The following is a 19,073-nucleotide window of genomic DNA, read 5'->3' as shown; positions in this document are numbered from 1 at the left end:
TGGGGGTAGGATCAAGGGCGGTGCCGAAGAGGGGAATCTGTTGCCGAGTGGACGTTCATCGCGACAGGCGCGCGTGAATTCGTGAGCACGCCAGTCCCGGGCTGCCCACGAGGGGTAACTGTGCACGAAGTACAGGTGTTTAAAATCAGTTATTCAGATAGACGAACGCGAGTAAATAAATCACCAGGCTTGCAAGGAAGCTGGGGAGTATTTTTTTCGTTTTGGCGACGACAACGAATGTTCCTGCCAGCAGCAGTATTTTCAACCCGTCGATTATCTGAAACTGCTGTAGAAAACTCGGCGCATCAAGTTTGTTGAAAGCGGTGTCGTAGATGATCACGCCTAACATGGCTTGGGCGCTGTAACTGACAAAACGGTAGAACGAACCGTTGGTGTGCGTCAGCGCCGGAGTGTTCTTGAAAGCGAATGGCAGAGCCCTGAAAGCAAAAGCTGTTACAGCCGCGAAGCTGATGAGTAACCAGAGCATCATTGACTGGTTGCTCCTTTGCGACTGCAGCAATTTTCAATCATCACTATCAAGCCGCCAATGACGAAGGGCGTTATCAACAGGCTGTAGTCTTTGAACAGCAGGACTAGCAGAGGGGCGCTGATGAAACCCAGCCAATAGCTGGAAACCTCCATGTAGTGTGGCCAGTGCTTGCCGGCCAGCGCGGTAAATTGAAGGGGTAGTAGCATGGTAATGGCGGCAGCGATCACCGGTGAGCTCAAACCTGCTCCAGCCACAAATCCGATGTAGGTGCAGATAATCGATACGGCGAAGATCGGCGCGCCTACGCCAAGCAAATACGCAAAAGGGAAGCTGGCGCTTTGTTTGAAACGTGTCATGCAGGCTGTGAAGATTGATGGCGTAAACAAAATCAGCGACGCCAGAATCTGGCGCGTCGACGTCGTTTTCAGATGAGGTACCAGTGTCGCTGAAAGCAAGACAAAACGAGCATTGAGCGCCAGGATGATTGGAATCAACAACCAGCCGTCGCTATGGTTTTGTATTAGCAGAAACTGCAAAGGTGTGGAAAAAATGAACAACGTTGTCGCCAGCACCTGACTCAGCGAGAGTGCTTGTGTTGCGCCCAGCATCCCGATTGATAGATATAGAAAGATGAACGCGACGCCAAAACTGATAGCGTCGCGTCCGCCATCTCTAAGCGTTTGCATGAAAGTGGATTGGTGTAGTGGTTGGCAAGCACTCATCAGTTGGCTACCAACAGGGCTGGCTGTTCGTTCAACGAATAGTACTGCTTGCGAGGCCCTTTACTGCGAAACAGCAGGCGTGGTGTTGTAGCAAATGTTGATTCGGCAGCGCGTGAGCGAGCCTCATTGACGCTGATATCAAGCGTGGGGCGCGCATGCAGTACTTTGTTGTTGGCAACAATCAGGAACGTGCCTGTTTCTGCAGTGGAAAGGTTGCATTTCGCGGCTGACAGTCCTGCGCGGATTTTATCCAGCACCTCTTGACCACCGTTGATTGCCCGCATCCGCTCGCCACTTTGAGCGTCGATACGGAAGTCCAGTGAAAATCGGTAACCATTCCAATCGTCATATTCAACGACATTACGCACTCTTTCTTTCGTCCCGGTGACGTTTTTGCCGGACACAAAAATCGCCCGCATGCCGAATAAAGTTTGCAGTTCTTCGTCGTCGAGGGGGAGCAGCAAGTCGGCAGGATAATAATAAGCGGTCGGCGTTTGGGTTGTGTCTCGGCATACGGTGAGCGCAAGTAAATCGACATTCAGATGTTCATAAAGATCATCAGAGTGCGGCGTAATGTCGCCGTGGCCGTTACCCCATTCCCGAAAGTTTTCACCGAACGGTTTCAGATACAGCGCTTTATGATCTTCATACTCATATTTAATATCGGTCAAGTGGAACAGGTCGGCCAATGCTTCGTGGACAGTGAGGGCCAGTTTGGGAGAGTCGATTTTGAATATGTTTCGGATGCATACGGCGGCAACGCCGCCAGCGCAGCCGATTTTATCAAAATAGGCAGCGTCTTCTGAGTGAAGGTGTTCGAGAAACAAGCTTGTCAGTTTTATTTTGAGGGTGTGTATATCTTGTGCGCTGTTCTTTTTCCACCACGACTCAATGACGCCGCTCAGGTAACTGAAATCAAGAGTAACAGTTGTTTCTCGGGAAAGTTTCTGGCGAAATAAATCGGCAGACATAAATCGTTTATTGCAGTTGAGCGCCATTGGCCTTCCTTGGGTTATGGTTTTTGCTGGCGCGCATACTAATGTTTTTATTTGAAAGCAGTTGTTGGCAATTATTACAAGACTTGTTTGTTCTGCGGATGGCTAATTGCCCAGAGTGAGTTGTGCAAAGCGAATAAAAAAGCCGCCGATTCTATAAAAAGAAACGGCGGCTTTCGATTGCGTGAGTAGCGGGCTGTCAGTGCGCAGCCGGGGTGATATCACGCATCGGCTTGCCCTTCACCGGTGCATCGCCCGCGACGTAGTACGGTGCGGTGCTGCGTGGCAGCGACTGGCGGCCACGGATCTTGTCGGCGATTTTCTCGGCGATCATGATCGTCGGCGCGTTGAGGTTGCCGGTGGTGATGATCGGCATGATCGAAGCATCGACCACACGCAGGCTCTGCATGCCGTGCACGCGACCTTCGCCATCAACCACAGCCATCTCGTCGGTGCCCATCTTGCACGAGCAGGACGGGTGGAACGCGGTTTCGGCGTGCTCGCGAATGAACTTGTCGAGTTGCTCATCGGTTTGCACTTCGATGCCCGGGCTGATTTCGCGGCCACGGAAAGCGTCCAGCGCAGGCTGCTGCATGATTTCACGGGTCAGGCGGATGCCGTCGCGGAATTCCTGCCAGTCTTGCTCGGTGGCCATGTAGTTGAACAGGATGCTCGGGTGCTGGCGCGGGTCTTTCGACTTGGCCTGGATGCGACCACGGCTTGGCGAGCGCATGGAACCCATGTGCGCCTGGAAACCGTGCTCTTTCACACCGTTGCTGCCGTTGTAATTAATCGCCACCGGCAGGAAGTGGTACTGAATGTTCGGCCATTCGAATTCCGGACGCGAACGGATGAAACCGCCGGCTTCGAACTGGTTGCTGGCGCCGATGCCGGTGCCGTTGAACAACCATTCGGCACCGATGGCTGGCTGGTTGTACCAGAGCAGCGACGGGTACAGCGAAACCGGTTGGGTGCAGGCGTATTGCAGGTACAGCTCAAGGTGATCCTGCAGGTTTTCACCGACGCCTGGCAGGTCGTGAACCACCGGGATGTCGAGCGACTTCAGCAGTTCGGCCGGGCCGACACCGGAACGCTGCAGAATCTGCGGCGAAGCGATGGCGCCGGAGCACAGCAGCACTTCTTTGCGCGCTTTGACTTCAACGCGCTCTTCAGCCGAACCGACCAGATAACGCACGCCAACCGCACGCTTGCCTTCGAACAGAATCTTGTCGGTCAGGGCGTGGGTGACGATGGTCAGGGTCGAACGCTTTTTCGCGGTGTCGAGGTAGCCACGGGCGGTGGAAGCACGACGGCCGTTCGGCGTCACGGTGCGGTCCATCGGGCCGAAGCCTTCCTGCTGGTAACCGTTCAAGTCTTCGGTGCGCGGGTAACCGGCTTGTACGCCCGCTTCAACCATGGCGTGGAACAACGGGTTGTTGCCAGCCTTCGGCGTGGTCACGCTGACCGGGCCTTCGCCACCGTGGTAATCGTTCGGGCCGATGTCGCGGGTTTCGGCTTTGCGGAAGTACGGCAGGCAGTCGAGGTACGACCAGTTTTCCAGGCCCGGCAGTTTCGCCCAGCCGTCGTAGTCCATTGCGTTACCACGGATGTAGCACATGCCGTTGATCAGCGAGGAACCGCCGAGGCCTTTGCCGCGACCGCATTCCATCCGGCGACCGTCCATGTGTGGCTCGGGGTCGGTTTCGTAAGCCCAGTTGTAGCGACGACCTTGCAGCGGGAACGCCAGAGCAGCCGGCATTTGCGTGCGGAAGTCGAGACGGTAATCAGGGCCGCCTGCTTCGAGCAGCAGAACGGTGACGCCGGCGTCTTCAGTCAGACGGGTCGCCAGGGTGTTACCGGCCGAGCCGGCACCGATGATGATGTAATCGAATTCTTGGGACATTGAATGCACCCTCTTTAGATGTGGTCATGTCGGCCTGACGAGTGCTTCGCACTCGATTCGCGAGCAAGCCCGCTCCCACATTTGAACTCTGGTGTACACAGGATATGTGTCCGCCACGGGCTCCTTGTGGGAGCGGGCTTGCTCGCGAAGAGGCCCTCGCGGGCAATACAGATCTCGGGTTTTAGAACACCGAAACGTAATCGCCCAGCTCGACCTGTACCGATTTGATGCGGGTGAAGTTGTTCAGCGAGCTGATGCCGTTTTCACGGCCAACACCCGACTGCTTGTAGCCGCCGACCGGCATTTTTGCGTCGGACTCGCCCCAGGCGTTGATCCAGCAGATACCGGCTTCCAGTTGATGAATCACGCGGTGGGCACGGTTCAGGTCTTTGGTGACGATACCGGCGGCCAGGCCGAAGTCGGTGTCGTTGGCGCGGCGGATCACTTCTTCTTCGGTTTCGTAGGAGAGGATCGCCATGACCGGGCCAAAGATTTCTTCACGAACGATGGTCATGTCGTCGGTGCAATCGGTGAACACGGTCGGTGCGACGAATGCGCCTTTGGCGAATTCGCCGTCGGTCAGACGCTCGCCGCCGCACAGTACGCGGGCGCCTTGCTCTTTACCCTTGGCGATGTAGCCCAGCACGCTTTCCATGTGCGCGAAGCTGACTAGCGGGCCGAAGTTGGTGTTTTCGTCTTCCGGGTTGCCGATGCGGATGCGTGCAACGCGTTCAACGATCTTGGCTTCGAAAGCGGCTTTCAGGTGCGCCGGAACGAACACGCGAGTGCCGTTGGTGCAGACCTGACCGGAGCTGTAGAAGTTGGCCATCATCGCGGTGTCGGCAGCGCGATCGAGATCGGCGTCGTCGCAGATGATCAGCGGGGACTTGCCGCCCAGTTCCATGGTCACGTCTTTCAGCGACGAAGCCGAAGCGCTGGCCATTACCTTCTTGCCAGTGTCGGTGCCGCCGGTGAAGGAGATTTTTTCGATGCGCGGGTGCTCGGTCAGCCAGGTACCGACTTCACGGCCGCTGCCGGTCAGGACGTTGAACACGCCGTTTGGCAGACCGGCTTCGGTGAAGATCTCGGCCAGCTTCAGCGTGGTCAGCGAGGTGACTTCGCTTGGCTTGAAGATCATCGCGTTACCGGCGGCCAGGGCTGGCGCGGATTTCCACAGCGCGATCTGGATCGGGTAGTTCCACGCGCCGATACCGGCGACAACGCCCAGCGGCTCGCGACGGGTGTAGACGAAAGAAGTGTCGCGCAGTGGAATCTGCTCGCCTTCGATCGCCGGCACCAGGCCTGCGTAGTATTCCAGCACGTCAGCGCCGGTAACGATGTCGACGTACTTGGTTTCGGAGAAGGATTTACCGGTGTCCAGGGTTTCCAGCGCGGCCAGTTCATCGTTGCGCTCGCGCAGGATGTCGACGGCACGACGCAGGATGCGCGAACGCTCCATGGCAGTCATCGCGGCCCAGATTTTCTGGCCCTTTTCAGCGGCGACTACAGCGCGCTCGACGTCTTCCTTGGTCGCACGTTGCACCTGTGCGAGGACTTCACCGTTAGCCGGGTTGATGGCTTCGAAGGTGGCATCGCTGCCGGCGTCCGAGTACGCGCCATCGATGTAAAGTTTTTGCAGTTCGAAACGGGCCATAGTGTCCTCGCAAGTGCATTAGTGGTTGGCGTTGACCACCGCGGTGAGGCTGCGGTGGCAGTGAGGGGCCGAGCGTTTTCTGTGTGCTCTAGCTCACCTTCTTGGCCAATTGGAAATCCATGTATTCGTAAGCGATCTGTTGCGCCTGCGCCGTGTCGAAAGCATCTCCCGACAGCGCGCCGCGCAACCACAAACCGTCAATCAACGCTGCCAGGCCACGCGCTGCGGTGCGCGCATCTTCAAGCGGCAACACACGGCGGAACTCGCAGCACAGGTTGGAATACAGACGGTGATCGTTGATCCGCTGCAACCTGTGCAAAGACGGCTGGTGCATGCTGGTGGCCCAAAAGGCCAGCCAGGTTTTCATTGCCGGGCCATTGACCTGGCTGGCGTCGAAGTTGCCTTCGATGATCACCTGCAGATGCGCCCGTGGGCTGTCATCTGCCAGCGCTTGGCGGCGCAGGGTGACGTTCTCGCTGAGGTCGCTCATCAGATACCGCATCGTGGCGGCAATCAGGCCGTTCTTGTCCTGAAAGTAATGACTGATGATGCCATTCGAGACACCGGCCAAACGGGCGATCAGCGCAATGCTGGCGTCCCCCATTCCGACCTGATCGACCGCCTGCAAAGTGGCTTCGATCAGTTGTTGGCGGCGGATGGGTTGCATACCGACCTTGGGCATCTTGCACATCTCCTTAGGCCTTCCGAGGGGCGATCAACGCTCATCGGATTGAGGGCCAGTCTATTTTGTTTTGATTGAACGTTCAATCAACAAAGAATAAGATCTGCGACAAATCGTCGCTGTTTACAGATTTTTCCCACATGTGAATGGCGCAAAAACTGACATCCAAAACCGCTCGAACCCTATACGCCACGGCGCTCTCAGGGTTCGGGCTTTTTTCGGGGTGTCTTTATATCACCCGTCGGTCGGCTGCCAACTAACCGATTAGCCGGGTGCCGTGTTGCCTTGTGTTCTTCTCTCGCACTGCCTGGAGCATTTGTGCCATGAGTTCTGCCTCGCTAATAAAGACCCCGCCCGAGAAGGTGACGGTCAACGGTTGGGTGTTTTACACCTCTACCGCGCTGATTCTGTTGTTGACCGCCATTCTGATTATCGCCCCGCAAGAGGCCGGCAGACTGTTGGGTATCGCTCAGGCCTGGTTGTCGCGCAGCTTCGGCTGGTACTACATGGTGGTGATCGCCGCCTATCTGGTCTTTGTCGTCGGTCTGGCGTTTTCCTCGTACGGCAAACTCAAACTGGGCAGCAAGGACGACACCCCGGATTTCAGTTACGGCGCCTGGGCGGGGATGCTGTTCTCGTCGGGTATCGGTATTTCGCTGCTGTACTTCGGCGCGTCCGAGCCGCTGGATCACTATTTCAATCCGCCAGAAGGCGCCTCGGCCACCAACATGGCCGCGCGTCAGGCGGTGCAACTGACGTTCCTGCATTGGGGCCTGCACGGCTGGGCGATTTATGCACTGGTCGGTCTGGCCGTGGCGTACTTTGCTTACCGTCATAACCAGCCGCTGGCGTTGCGTTCGGCGCTGTATCCGCTGGTCGGCGAGCGTTGGGTCAAAGGCGCGGCCGGTCACGCGGTGGACGGCTTCGGCATGTTCGTAACGCTGCTGGGTCTGGTGACGAACCTGGGGATTGGTTCGCTGCAAGTGTCGTCGGGCCTGGAAAACCTGTTCGGCATGGAGCACAGCAACACCAACCTGCTGATCGTGATCATCGTGATGAGCACCGTGGCGACCATCGCTGCGGTGTCCGGCGTGGAAAACGGCATTCGTCGTCTGTCCAACCTGAACATCGTGCTGTTCAGCGGTCTGCTGATTTTCGTGCTGTTGTTCGGCCCGACCTTGCACCTGCTCAACGGCTTCGTGCAGAACATCGGCGATTACCTCAACGGCATCGTGCTGAAAACCTTCGACCTGTATGTGTACGAAGGCAGCGCCGAGAAAACCGAACGCTGGATGGGCCTGTGGACACTGTTCTACTGGGCCTGGTGGATTTCCTGGGCGCCATTCGTCGGCATGTTCATCGCGCGTATTTCCCGTGGTCGCACCGTGCGTGAACTGGTGGCTGGCGTACTGCTGATTCCGCTGGGCTTCACTTTGGCCTGGCTGTCGATCTTCGGTAACTCGGCGCTGGATCTGGTGATCAACCAAGGGGCGGTGGAGCTCGGCAAGACGGCGCTGGAACAGCCATCGATGGCGATCTACCAAATGCTTGAGCATTACCCGGCGTCGAAAATCGTCATCGGTGTGTCGATCTTTGTTGGCTTCGTGCTGTTCCTGACCCCGGCCGACTCTGGCGCGGTGATGATGGCGAACCTGTCCTGCAAGGGCGGCAACGTTGATGAAGATGCGCCGCACTGGCTGCGGATTTTCTGGTCGGCCGTGATCACCCTGGTGACCATCGGCCTGCTGTTCGCCGGTAACTTCGAAGCCATGCAAACCATGGTCGTGCTGGCCGGTCTGCCGTTCTCGGTGGTGCTGGTGTTCTTCATGTTCGGCCTGCACAAGGCGATGCGCCAGGACGTGCAGATCGAACAGGAGCAAGCGCAACTGGCGGAGCGTGGTCGTCGCGGTTTCAGCGAGCGTCTGACGCAACTTGATCTGCAGCCGAGCCAATCGGTGGTGCAGCGTTTCATGGACAAACAAGTCAGCCCGGCGCTGGAAGATGCCACCGCGCAGATGCGTGCGCAGGGTCTGACAGTGCAGACGCTGCTGGGTAAATCCAAGCGTTGCATGGGCGTGCGCGTCGAGATGGAAGAGGGCAACCCCTTCGTTTACGAAGTCAGCCTGGACGGTTATCTGGCGACGCCGACTGAATCGGCGCAGTCCGATGAAGCGCGCCAGCGTTACTACCGTGCTGAAGTGTATTTGCACAACGGCAGCCAGGATTACGACCTGATGGGCTTCACGCAGGATCAGATCACGCGGGATGTGCTCGATCAGTTTGAAAGCCATCGGCAGCTCCTTGGCCGGGTGTATAGCTAAACCGCTAAAACAAAAGGGGCTCGATTGAGCCCCTTTTGCATGATCGTTCCCACGCTCCGCGTGGGAATGCATCAATGGACGCTCCGCGTCCGCTGTTGTGGGACGCGGAGCGTCCCGGGCTGCATTCCCACGCAGAGCGTGGGAACGATCACGCCGCGATCCTCTCGCGGCGTTTTTGTCTCCGGGGTTCTTAGCCCAGGTTCTTGCCCAGCAACGCGTGATACAACTCGCTGTCGCCCAGGATCCCCACCACATGATTGTTATCGTGCAGCACCAGTTTGTTGCCGGTCTGATAACGAATCTGCAACGCATCGCGCATGCCGATGTTCGAATCCACCAGCGTCGGCTTACGCTCCAGCCCTTCCACCGCTTGCCCCGGCGCCCAGTTCTGCAAATTCAGCACCGAACCGTTCTGCCGCGCACCCTTGATGGTGTTGCCCTCAGCCAGATCCAGCCACGAATCGCCGCCCGGATCCAGGCACACCGAACCATTGATGCGTTTGCAGTTGTCCAGCGTGCGCATCAGGCTGCGGCCGCAGAGCACGTTGAGCGGATTGGTGTGCGCGACAAACGTGCGCACATAGTCGTCCGCCGGGTTGAGCACGATCTCTTCCGGCACGCTGTACTGAATGATCCGGCCGTCTTTCATGATCGCGATGCGGCTGCCGAGTTTCAGTGCTTCATCAAGGTCGTGACTCACGAACACAATGGTCTTGCTCAGCTTGCGTTGCAGCTCCAACAACTCATCTTGCAGACCCTGACGGATCAACGGGTCGAGTGCCGAGAACGGTTCGTCCATCAGCAAAATATCGGCGTCCATCGCCAGTGCCCGCGCCAGACCAACACGTTGCTGCATACCACCAGAGAGTTCGTCAGGTTTCTTGTTGCGCCATTGCGTCAGGCCGACCAGTTCGAGTTTGTCGTCGACCAGTTTGCGCCGTTCTTTCTCCGGACGGCCCTGCATTTCCAGACCGAAACTGATGTTTTCGCGCACCGTCAGCCACGGCATCAGCGCGAACTTCTGGAAGACCATGGCGATGCGTTGGGTGCGCATCATTTTCAGCTCGGCCGGGGTGCAGGAAGCGATGTCGATCTGCTTGCCTTCATGCTCGACGAACAGCTTGCCACGGCTCACGGTGTTGAGGCCGTTGATGCAGCGCAGCAGGCTCGACTTGCCCGAACCGGACAGGCCCATCAGCACGCAGATTTCGCCCTTGTTGACGTCCAGCGTGGCTTTTTCCACGCCGACGATTTGCCCGGTTTTCTTCAGGATCTCGTTACGGGTCATGCCCTGATCGAGCAGCTTGAGCGCCTCGCGTGGATCCTTGGAGAAGATTACGTCTACGTCTTCGAAGCGAATTATGCTCATGCGTCACCCCCTACTTTGGCGTCGGGTTGTTTGCAGATACGGTCGAGCATGATCGCCAGCAGTACGATCGCCAGGCCTGCTTCGAAGCCCAGGGCGATATCAGCAGTGTTCAGTGCGTTGACCACCGGTTTGCCGAGTCCGTCGGCGCCTACCAGTGCGGCGATCACCACCATCGACAGCGACAGCATGATGCACTGGGTGATGCCGGCAGCGATGCTCGGCATGGCGTGAGGCAGTTCGATCCGTGAGAGCAATTGGCGACGCGAGCAGCCGAAGGCCTTGCCGGCGTCCATCAGTTCTTGCGGGACATCGCGGATGCCCAGGTAGGTCAGGCGGATCGGCGCAGCGATGGCGAACACCACCGTGGAGATCAGGCCCGGCACCACACCCAGCCCGAAGAGGGTCAGGGTAGGAATGAGGTAAACGAAGGTCGGTACGGTCTGCATCAGATCGAGTACCGGACGCATTAACGTGTAGAACATCGGTTTGTGCGCGGCGACGATGCCCAACGGCACGCCGATGACCACGCAGACCAGGGTCGCGAACAGCACCTGGGCGAGGGTTTCCATGGTTTCCTGCCAGTACCCCAGATTGAGGATCAGCAGAAAGGAAGCGATGACGAAAACGGTCAATCCCCATTTGCGCTGGATGAAATGCGCGAGCAGGGCGATGAGGCCGATCAAGACAAAAGGGTTGAACCAGGTGAGCGCAAACGTCACGCCGTGGATCATCGTTTCCAGTGTCACGGCGATTGCGTCGAAGGTGTTGGCGCCGTGTTGCGTCAACCATTCAACGAAGCCCGCGATGTACTGGCCTAAAGGTATTTTCTGATCAATCAGCATGGTAGTGAACGTCCGCATGCGAGGAAATAAACAGCCCGAGGGAGCAAGCTCCCCCGGCATAAGCGATTACTGATTCAGCTTGGCTTTCACGGCCTCCAGGCCAGGTTTACCGTCAATGGTGGTCACGCCAGCGAGCCAGGTATCGAGCACCTGTGGATTCTTTTTCAGCCAGGCCTTGGCGGCCGCGTCAGGCTTCATCTTGTCGTCGAGGATGTTGCCCATCAGTTCGCTTTCCATGTCGACGTTGAACTCCAGGTTTTTCAGCAACTGACCGACGTTGCTGCATTCCTCGGCGTAACCCTTGCGGGTGTTGGTCGCCACGGTTGCCGCACCGAAATCGGGGCCGAAGAAATCATCGCCACCAGTCAGGTATTGAATCTTGAAGCGTTTGTTCATCGGGTGCGGCGCCCAGCCGAGGAAGACCACGGCGGTGTCGCGTTTTTGCGCGCGATCAACCTGCGAGAGCATGCCCGCTTCCGACGATTCAACGACTTTGAAACCGGCGGTTTTCAGGCCGAAAGCGTCCTTCTCGATCATGCTCTGGATCAGACGGTTGCCGTCGTTGCCAGGCTCGATGCCGTAGATCTTGCCGTCGAGTTCTTTCTTGAATTTGGCGATGTCGGCGAAGTCGTGCAGACCTTTGTCATACAGGGCTTGCGGCACGGCGAGGGTGTACTTGGCGCCCTTGAGGTTGGTGCGCACGGTTTCCACGGTACCGGCGTCGCGGTAGGCCTTGATGTCGTTCTCCATGGTCGGCATCCAGTTACCGAGGAACACGTCCATGTTCTTGCCGTCGGCCAGCGACTTGTAGGTCACGGGCACGGAAATCATGGTGGTCTTGGTTTTGTAGCCGAGGGCGTTGAGAACAACGGAGGTGGTCGCGGTGGTCGCGGTGATGTCAGTCCAGCCGACATCGGAGAAATTCACGGTACTGCACTGCGCCGGTTCTGCAGCTTGCGCCAGTAACGGCAGACTCAGCATGGCGGCCAATAACAACGACGGGGAACCTTTCATGGATGGACTCCTTGGTGTTTTTTTTGGCAGTGTTCCGACTGTGGACCACCGCACTTATAGGTTGCGGTTGGATGGCGTTCTGGAGACAGCTCTACCACGGCGCCTTGCAATCGAGTCATAACGATCATGTACCAGTGAAAATCTGACGCCTACAGGGGGGGTCGTATCCAGTACAGGGATGGTCGTATCTAGTGTCGGTGACGTCGTTTACAGCTTTTTTCTGCCCCGATCAGCCATCTGAACCGCACAAAAATGGCGAAAACCGGGGCGAAAACGGCGCGGCGCTGGTGGACATGAGTGCGTCGGTGCCAGACGTCGTGCGTCCCGACAAAAGCCTGATGATGCGGGCATTCTGGCGGATCGCAGCTTGAGCGTAGCAGCTCCGCCAGCGGGCGCTTTTGCGTCCCGGACCGGCATCCTCAGGAGCTCTGCAGCAATGGCTATCAGCGTTTTCGACCTGTTCAAAATCGGCATCGGCCCGTCCAGTTCCCACACTGTCGGGCCGATGCGCGCGGCGGCGTTGTTTGTCGAGTCGCTGCGGGGCAAGCATCAGCTGGAACAGGTGCGGCGGATCGAGGTGCAACTGTTCGGTTCGCTGTCGGCGACCGGTATCGGTCACGGCAGCGACAACGCGGTGATCATGGGGTTGATGGGTGAGTGGCCGGACTCAATCGACCCGGCGCAGATTGGCCCGCGCATTCAGGCACTGCGTGAAACTCACACGCTTTTATTGGACGGTCGTTTATCGGTGCCGTTTGTCTGGGCGCGGGACATGCGCCTGATCGATGAAAACCTGCCGTTCCATCCCAATGCGATGACCATTGTTGCTGAAGGCGATCACGGTGAATTGCATCGCGACACCTACTATTCGGTTGGCGGCGGTTTTGTCGTGGATGAAGCGCAGGCGTCCAGCGGTGTCGTCGATCTGGATCGCACTGAATTGCCTTATGACTTTTCCAGCGCGGTGGAACTGCTGGATCTGTGCAAGAAGAACAACCTGCGCGTCGCTGAATTGATGATGGCTAACGAAAAGGTCTGGCGCAGTGAAGAAGAGATTCGCGCCGGCCTGATGAAGCTATGGCGGGCGATGCAGGATTGCGTCGAGCAGGGACTGAAACACGAAGGCATCCTGCCCGGCGGTTTGAATGTGCGGCGGCGTGCGGCGAAGTTGCATCGCAGTCTGCAGGAGTTGGGTAAGCCTAATGTAATCGGCTCAACGTTGAGCGCGATGGAGTGGGTCAACCTGTTTGCGCTGGCGGTGAATGAAGAGAACGCGGCGGGCGGGCGCATGGTGACGGCGCCGACCAATGGCGCGGCGGGGATCATTCCGGCGGTGCTGCACTACTTTATGAAGTTCAGCGAGGCGGTGACGGATGCCAACGTGGTCGACTACTTCCTGAGTGCGGCGGCGGTGGGGATTCTGTGCAAGAAGAATGCTTCGATCTCGGGTGCCGAAGTCGGCTGTCAGGGCGAAGTGGGTTCGGCGTGCGCAATGGCGGCGGCGGGGCTGGCGGAGATTCTCGGTGCTACGCCGGAGCAGTTGTGCAACGCGGCGGAGATTGGCCTGGAACACAACCTTGGGCTGACCTGCGATCCGGTCGGCGGACTGGTGCAAGTGCCGTGCATCGAGCGCAATGCGATTGCGGCGGTGAAGGCGATCAATGCGGCGCAAATGGCGTTGCGCGGGGATGGTCAGCACTTTATCTCGCTGGATCGGGTGATCCGCACCATGCGCGATACCGGGGCCGACATGCATGACAAATATAAAGAGACCTCGCGGGGTGGGTTGGCGGTTAGTGCGGTTGAGTGCTGAGACCGAGTCGCCTCTATCGCGAGCAGGCTCACTCCTACAATTGGAATGAGTTCCCTTGTAGGAGTGAGCTTGCTCGCGAAGGGGCCTGACCAGTCAAAACTGCTCAGCAAGTGAACACACCCAATCAAACACGCCACCTTTTAGCGCGTCGCAATCAGATAAGCGTCTTTCTCAGCCACACCGCCCAACGACCACCCCTACCGCCCGTCACCCGTGCCTGTGGTGACACTCCGATACAAATGCGCTCAGCCCTGTTCCCACAAGTGCTACCGATTTGCTCACGATCCTTTGCGCAGGGCTATCACCCGCCCTGATGGCACTTCGAAACATCTTCCGTCGCACGGCTTGTATAGACACTTCAGCAGGTCGTTTTCAGGAGTTATTGAACGGCCATCCAACTTTAGGCATGGCAATTGCTCTGTCATAACAAAGCCCGTCTCCCACGCGAGAACGATGGCCATAACAAGAGCCTCCGCCTGAGGCCATCACCCGCTTTGTGTGAGGAGATACCGCGATGACGTCGTTCAACTCCGGGGCCCAACCCCAGAACCGTGCGCCTCAATCCATCGGCTTTCTGCTGCTGGACAATTTCACGCTGATTTCTCTGGCCTCCGCAGTAGAACCCCTGCGCATGGCCAACCAATTGTCCGGTCGCGAGCTGTATCGCTGGAGCACCCTCACCGTCGATGGCGGCCAGGTGTGGGCCAGTGACGGTCTGCAAATCACTCCCGACGCCTCCATGCACAAAGCCCCGCCACTGGACACCGTGATCGTCTGCGGCGGCATCGGCATTCAACGCACCGTTACCCGTGAACACGTCTCGTGGCTGCAAAGCCAGGCGCGTCAGTCCAAGCGCCTCGGCGCCGTGTGCACCGGCAGTTGGGCACTGGCCTGCGCCGGGTTGCTCGACGGTTTCGATTGCAGCGTGCACTGGGAATGCCTGGCGGCGATGCAGGAAGCGTTCCCGCGCGTGGCCATGAGCACCCGTTTGTTCACCCTCGATCGCAACCGTTTCACCAGCTCCGGCGGCACCGCGCCGCTGGACATGATGCTGCACCTGATCAGCCGCGATCACGGCCGTGAACTGTCCGCCGCGATCTCGGAAATGTTCGTCTACGAACGCATCCGCAACGAGCAGGATCACCAGCGCGTGCCGCTCAAGCACATGCTCGGCACCAATCAGCCGAAGTTGCAGGAAATCGTTGCGCTGATGGAAGCCAATCTGGAAGAGCCAATCGATCTGGATGAACTGGCGGTGTACGTCGCCGTGTCGCGTCGACAGCTGGAGCGGCTGTTCCAGAAATACCTGCACTGTTCGCCGTCGCGTTACTACTTGAAGCTGCGCCTGATCCGCGCGCGGCAACTGCTCAAGCAAACGCCGATGTCGATCATCGAAGTGGCGTCGGTGTGTGGGTTTGTATCGACGCCGCACTTCTCCAAGTGCTATCGCGAATACTTCGGCATTCCGCCGCGTGACGAGCGCGTAGGTTCCAACACCACCCAACAAGTGGCGATGCTGCCGCTGCCTCAAGCGATTGTGATGTCGCCGCTGTCGGGGCCGATGTCGGCGTTGAGTCAGGCGCGCAATGAATCGACGTTTGCCAGCGTAAGGCTCTGATAAGGATCGTTCCCACGCTCTGCGTGCGAACGCAGACCGGGACGCTCTGCGTCCCAAAGGGCCGAACGCGGAGCGTCCGTTGAGGCATTCCCACGCAGAGCGTGGGAACGATCATGCATTCCAATGTAGGAGCTGCCGAAGGCTGCGATCTTTTGATCTGCTGTCAGGCGCTATGGCTTTGCTGATAGTCCGCCAATGCTGGCAACAACTGCTTGTCAATCGCCTGCCGCACTGCCGGCTGAATACTGGCGCCGCTGGTGTACATGTCCTTGACCATCTTGCGCAGTTCAAACGCGCGAACATTATCCAGACCCCGCACCGCACACTCGCAGGCCTGCTCGGCTGTTGAGCCGCTCGGCACCTGAAAACCCAAGGCCTTGAGCTGTCCCAGCAGGTCTTCCTGGTCAATCAAATCGGCGTACATCATCACGCAAATCCTTCTGTGGCAACGGAGGTCTTGGCTTGATTCTGTAAGGCCGGGACGGGGACGGCAAGGGCGTTTTGTCTGTGTGGCTGCGACGACTATGAACAGGTCGTTTTCGGCTAACTCGACAGACAGGGGAGTGGGCACACTGGCGCAAGCTCGCTTCACGAAGGTTTGGTCACCCTCGCACGGCAGCTCCTCAACAGTAGCTTGAGCCCCGATCCGGTCACGGCTGGTATCGGGGCTTTTTTTGCCTGCTTATAAAAGCAAAGATCGCAGCCTTCGGCAGCTCCTACAGTGAACGCATTCCAATGTAGGAGCTGCCGAAGGCTGCGATCTTTTTACGGTCTAACGCTGTAACACGAGGATCCGCGACAACAACTCATCCCGGTCGATATAGCAGCCCTGAAAATGCCGCGCCCCGGTGGCCGGGTCGAACGCATTGCGCGCATGCAACGTGCGGCGATTATCAAAGCACCACAGCTCGCCCGGATTCAGCCGCTGCATCAACCGAAACCGTGGCTCGCGGGTCATCGCGATAAATCGCCGATACGCCCGATACAACAACGGCATCTGTTCCACCGACGTATCAAACGCCCCGCGCAAGAAGTTCGCCATGCGAATCTCCGCCACGCGTCCTAGCGCATCCAAAGCAATGATCGGCGCCAGGCAGCGATAGTCGCTGTGCCGATCCTTATTGCGAAACTCTACCGGTATTTCACACAGGGCCTGAAACGACGCCGGGTCTTCGCTGCGCAACGCATCGGCGATAGCAAAGCCATCGACAAAAATACTCTCGCCACCCTCGGCGTCATTCACCAGACAATGCAGAAATTGCAGCCCCGGTTGCAGCTCGCGAGTCGGCAGGTCCGTGTGCAACGGCAGGTTGAAAGCGGTGTAGGCATTGCTGTCGGCATCGGCCTTGGATTGCACATTGAACAGCACGCCGAAATTGCTTTCGCGGATGAATGAAATCCGCTGGGCGATGAGCTTCAGCGAACCGGGTTCGGTGGGTACGCCGCGTACTTGGGTCAGGCCGATGTCGCGAATGGCGAGCATCCATTGCAGGAGGGCGGCGTTGTCGTTCATCAGCGCCGCGTACTCGAACACCGGCAACTGCAAATCGCTGTGCCACAGGTAGGGCTTGGGTTTGGCTTCCAGGCGTTCCGCGCGGGACTCATCGTCGTAGGCGTGAGCGCGTAGCCAGCCCGGATCGAAACGGCTGAGGTGGCCGTCCTGCCAATCGATGCGTAAGCAGCCATCGCTGTCGATGTGTGCGGCTGTTGGTTTCAACTCTTCAGCGGCATCGACGATCTCGAAAACCTGTTCGCGCGTAACGTTGTAAACGCATTGCTGACACGGGCAATTGTCCCGTAACCAGACATGGTGAAACGGGCTGACGCGGCCGTCAGCCCACTCGATGGCAACACGATCCGCCAGACTCTGCACGCCGCTTAGCGCGCTGATCAACGGATAAGTACGGAAGTCGGCAACAGCGGCAGCGGTGTTCATGGCGGCTCCTTGCGATCGATGGCATTACCGGGCGGGTGGCAGCGCGATGACGCGGCCGATGTAAGCGGGAGCGGGCAGGTCTTTCTGCTCGGTGACGATGGCTTGCAGACGGCTCAAGGTGTCGGCGCTGAACGGTGCCGAACGTGGCCCGGCGAGGTCGACGTGGAGGAGCATTTGTTCGTTGCCGGCCAGTTCCTGATCGTCACCGACCTTGTGCAGGCTGTGATAGAGGTGCAGGCGTTTGCTGTCGTGGCCGATGATTTGTGTGCGCACTTCAACCTCGGTATCGAGCTTCACTTCGTGCAGATAGTTGAGGTGCAGCTCGAGGGTGAACAGCGAGTGGCCGCTGGCTTCGCGGTTGTTGCTGTCCATGCCGAGGCGATCCATCAGGGCATCGGTGGCGTAGCTGAAAATCAGCAGGTAAAAGGCATCGCGCAGGTGGCCGTTGTAGTCGACCCAGTCGGGGATGATTTTGGTTTGGTAGGTGGTGAGGGTGGGCATGTTTTCTCCTGGCGCGATCGTCCCCACGCTCTGCGTGGGAACGCCTCCTGTGACGCTCTGCGTCACGATTCTGGGACGCGGAGCGTCCCGGGCTGCATTCCCACGCCGAGCGTGGGAACGATCATTAAACGGCCTATTCGCTGAAACTCATCCCGTGCTTTTCCTTGGTGGTCTTCACCGCCTCCAGCACCGCCAGCAAGCAATCATCACGATAGCGCTCCAGCGCCGAAATGCTGTGACGACCGAGCTGATCACTGGTGCCATCGACCACATCATCAATCAACTTGTCAGTCAGTTCCGGCGCCGGCAGATACGTCCACGGCAACTGCAACGCCGGGCCGAATTGCGACATGAAGTGGCGCATGCCCGCATCGCCGCCGGCCAAGGTGTAAGTCAGGAAAGTCCCCATAAACGACCAGCGCAATCCAGCGCCAAAACGGATCGCATCGTCGATCTCGCCCGTGGTCGCGACACCGTCGTTGACCAGGTGCAGCGCCTCACGCCACAACGCTTCGAGCAAGCGGTCGGCGATGAATCCTGGCACTTCCTTGCGCACGTGCAACGGGCGCATGCCGAGGGATTCGTAGACTTTCATCGCCGCTTGCACGGCTTCCGGCGCGGTGTTTTTGCCACCAACCACTTCCACCAGTGGCAGCAGATAAACCGGGTTGAACGGGTGGCCAACCACGCAACGTTCCGGATGCGTCGAACTCTCGTAAAACTCACTCGGCAACAGCCCCGAAGTGCTCGAACCAATCAATGCATTCGGCTTGGCCGCTGCGCTGATTTTGCTGTGCAGATCGAGTTTCAGCTCCAGACGTTCCGGAGCGCTTTCCTGAATGAAATCGGCATCGCGCACGCATTCTTCGATGGTCGCGACAAAGCGCAGACGATCCTGCGAAGCACCCGGCGCCAGTCCGTTTTTCTCCAGCGCCCCCCAGGCATTGGCGACGCGTTTGCGCAGCGCCGCTTCAGCGCCGGGCGCCGGATCCCAGGCCACGACGTCGAGGCCATGGGCGAGGGCACGGGCGACCCAGCCACTGCCGATGACACCGCTGCCCAGCGCGGCGAAGGTTTTGATTTCGGTGATAAAGCTCATGGCGACATTCCTGAATGTGTTCGGTGATCCCTTGTGAAAACGGCCCTTGTGGCGAGGGGATTTATCCCCGTTGGGTCGCGCAGCGGCCCCAAGATTTTGCGACTGCTGCGCAGC

General features: G+C 58.4%; 17 protein-coding genes. 4 read left to right on the top strand and 13 right to left on the bottom strand.

Going from position 1 to position 19,073, the window contains the following annotated elements:
* Positions 1 to 145: 145 nt before the first annotated feature.
* The 6 genes from KFS80_RS13325 to betI form a co-directional block, all read right to left on the bottom strand.
* Positions 146 to 490, bottom strand: a complete 345-nt coding sequence (locus KFS80_RS13325; RefSeq protein WP_159814760.1) for an AzlD domain-containing protein — start codon at positions 488 to 490, stop codon at positions 146 to 148.
* On the bottom strand, positions 487 to 1,212 hold the full coding sequence (locus tag KFS80_RS13320) for an AzlC family ABC transporter permease (RefSeq protein WP_212545048.1): 726 nt from the start codon (positions 1,210 to 1,212) through the stop codon (positions 487 to 489). Before KFS80_RS13320 ends, KFS80_RS13325 begins: the two co-directional genes overlap by 4 nt.
* Positions 1,212 to 2,210 (bottom strand): hypothetical protein, encoded by a 999-nt coding sequence (locus KFS80_RS13315; protein ID WP_212545047.1) that lies wholly within the window; start codon positions 2,208 to 2,210, stop codon positions 1,212 to 1,214. The genes KFS80_RS13320 and KFS80_RS13315 overlap by 1 nt, the downstream gene beginning before the upstream one ends.
* Before the next feature lie 196 nt (positions 2,211 to 2,406).
* Positions 2,407 to 4,110 (bottom strand): choline dehydrogenase, encoded by a 1,704-nt coding sequence (gene betA, locus KFS80_RS13310; RefSeq protein WP_212545046.1) that lies wholly within the window; start codon positions 4,108 to 4,110, stop codon positions 2,407 to 2,409.
* 181 nt (positions 4,111 to 4,291) lie between these two features.
* Entirely contained in the window at positions 4,292 to 5,764 is a 1,473-nt protein-coding gene (betB, locus tag KFS80_RS13305; RefSeq protein WP_159814756.1) for a betaine-aldehyde dehydrogenase, read from the bottom strand.
* 88 nt (positions 5,765 to 5,852) lie between these two features.
* A complete protein-coding gene (betI, locus tag KFS80_RS13300; protein ID WP_212545045.1) occupies positions 5,853 to 6,446 on the bottom strand; it encodes a transcriptional regulator BetI in 594 nt (197 codons plus the stop codon).
* Between the two features lie 323 nt (positions 6,447 to 6,769).
* On the opposite strand from betI, the gene betT reads away from it, so the two are divergent.
* Positions 6,770 to 8,767, top strand: coding sequence for a choline BCCT transporter BetT (betT, locus tag KFS80_RS13295; RefSeq protein WP_053124585.1), 1,998 nt, complete (start codon positions 6,770 to 6,772; stop codon positions 8,765 to 8,767).
* A gap of 190 nt (positions 8,768 to 8,957) precedes the next feature.
* Here the strand turns inward: betT and choV are convergent, their stop codons facing one another.
* The 3 genes from choV to KFS80_RS13280 all read right to left on the bottom strand — a co-directional run bounded on the left by choV (position 8,958) and on the right by KFS80_RS13280 (position 11,992).
* Entirely contained in the window at positions 8,958 to 10,136 is a 1,179-nt protein-coding gene (gene choV / locus KFS80_RS13290) for a choline ABC transporter ATP-binding protein (RefSeq protein WP_053124583.1), read from the bottom strand.
* Positions 10,133 to 10,978: a choline ABC transporter permease subunit gene (gene choW / locus KFS80_RS13285; RefSeq protein ID WP_008085763.1), complete on the bottom strand. Its 846-nt coding sequence runs from the start codon at positions 10,976 to 10,978 to the stop codon at positions 10,133 to 10,135. The genes choV and choW overlap by 4 nt, the downstream gene beginning before the upstream one ends.
* 66 nt (positions 10,979 to 11,044) lie before the next feature.
* The gene (locus tag KFS80_RS13280; protein WP_212545044.1) at positions 11,045 to 11,992 is read right to left on the bottom strand and encodes a choline ABC transporter substrate-binding protein; all 948 of its coding nucleotides are present in this window, start codon (positions 11,990 to 11,992) and stop codon (positions 11,045 to 11,047) included.
* Positions 11,993 to 12,183: 191 nt separating this feature from the next.
* Between KFS80_RS13280 and KFS80_RS13275 the strand changes: the two genes are divergently transcribed.
* The 3 genes from KFS80_RS13275 (at position 12,184) to gbdR (ending at position 15,423) form a co-directional block, all read left to right on the top strand.
* Positions 12,184 to 12,363, top strand: a complete 180-nt coding sequence (locus KFS80_RS13275) for a hypothetical protein (protein ID WP_053124581.1) — start codon at positions 12,184 to 12,186, stop codon at positions 12,361 to 12,363.
* 65 nt (positions 12,364 to 12,428) lie between these two features.
* Positions 12,429 to 13,805: an L-serine ammonia-lyase gene (locus KFS80_RS13270; RefSeq protein ID WP_212545043.1), complete on the top strand. Its 1,377-nt coding sequence runs from the start codon at positions 12,429 to 12,431 to the stop codon at positions 13,803 to 13,805.
* A 514-nt stretch (positions 13,806 to 14,319) separates the two neighbouring features.
* Complete coding sequence (gene gbdR, locus KFS80_RS13265; RefSeq protein ID WP_007949927.1) at positions 14,320 to 15,423, top strand: choline metabolism transcriptional regulator GbdR; 1,104 nt, start codon at positions 14,320 to 14,322, stop codon at positions 15,421 to 15,423.
* A 163-nt stretch (positions 15,424 to 15,586) separates the two neighbouring features.
* Here the strand turns inward: gbdR and KFS80_RS13260 are convergent, their stop codons facing one another.
* The 4 genes from KFS80_RS13260 to KFS80_RS13245 all read right to left on the bottom strand — a co-directional run bounded on the left by KFS80_RS13260 (position 15,587) and on the right by KFS80_RS13245 (position 18,959).
* Positions 15,587 to 15,850: a hypothetical protein gene (locus tag KFS80_RS13260; protein WP_007962640.1), complete on the bottom strand. Its 264-nt coding sequence runs from the start codon at positions 15,848 to 15,850 to the stop codon at positions 15,587 to 15,589.
* 345 nt (positions 15,851 to 16,195) lie between these two features.
* Positions 16,196 to 17,359: a gamma-butyrobetaine dioxygenase gene (locus tag KFS80_RS13255; protein ID WP_212545042.1), complete on the bottom strand. Its 1,164-nt coding sequence runs from the start codon at positions 17,357 to 17,359 to the stop codon at positions 16,196 to 16,198.
* Between the two features lie 24 nt (positions 17,360 to 17,383).
* Positions 17,384 to 17,860 (bottom strand): thioesterase family protein, encoded by a 477-nt coding sequence (locus KFS80_RS13250; protein ID WP_212545041.1) that lies wholly within the window; start codon positions 17,858 to 17,860, stop codon positions 17,384 to 17,386.
* 133 nt (positions 17,861 to 17,993) lie between these two features.
* On the bottom strand, positions 17,994 to 18,959 hold the full coding sequence (locus tag KFS80_RS13245) for an L-carnitine dehydrogenase (RefSeq protein WP_011336297.1): 966 nt from the start codon (positions 18,957 to 18,959) through the stop codon (positions 17,994 to 17,996).
* Positions 18,960 to 19,073: the final 114 nt, after the last annotated feature.

The organism is Pseudomonas rustica, assembly GCF_018336155.1.
Classification (GTDB): domain Bacteria; phylum Pseudomonadota; class Gammaproteobacteria; order Pseudomonadales; family Pseudomonadaceae; genus Aquipseudomonas; species Aquipseudomonas rustica.
The sequence above is the reverse complement of the archived record's forward strand: the minus strand, read 5'-3'. Positions and strand labels throughout refer to the sequence as shown.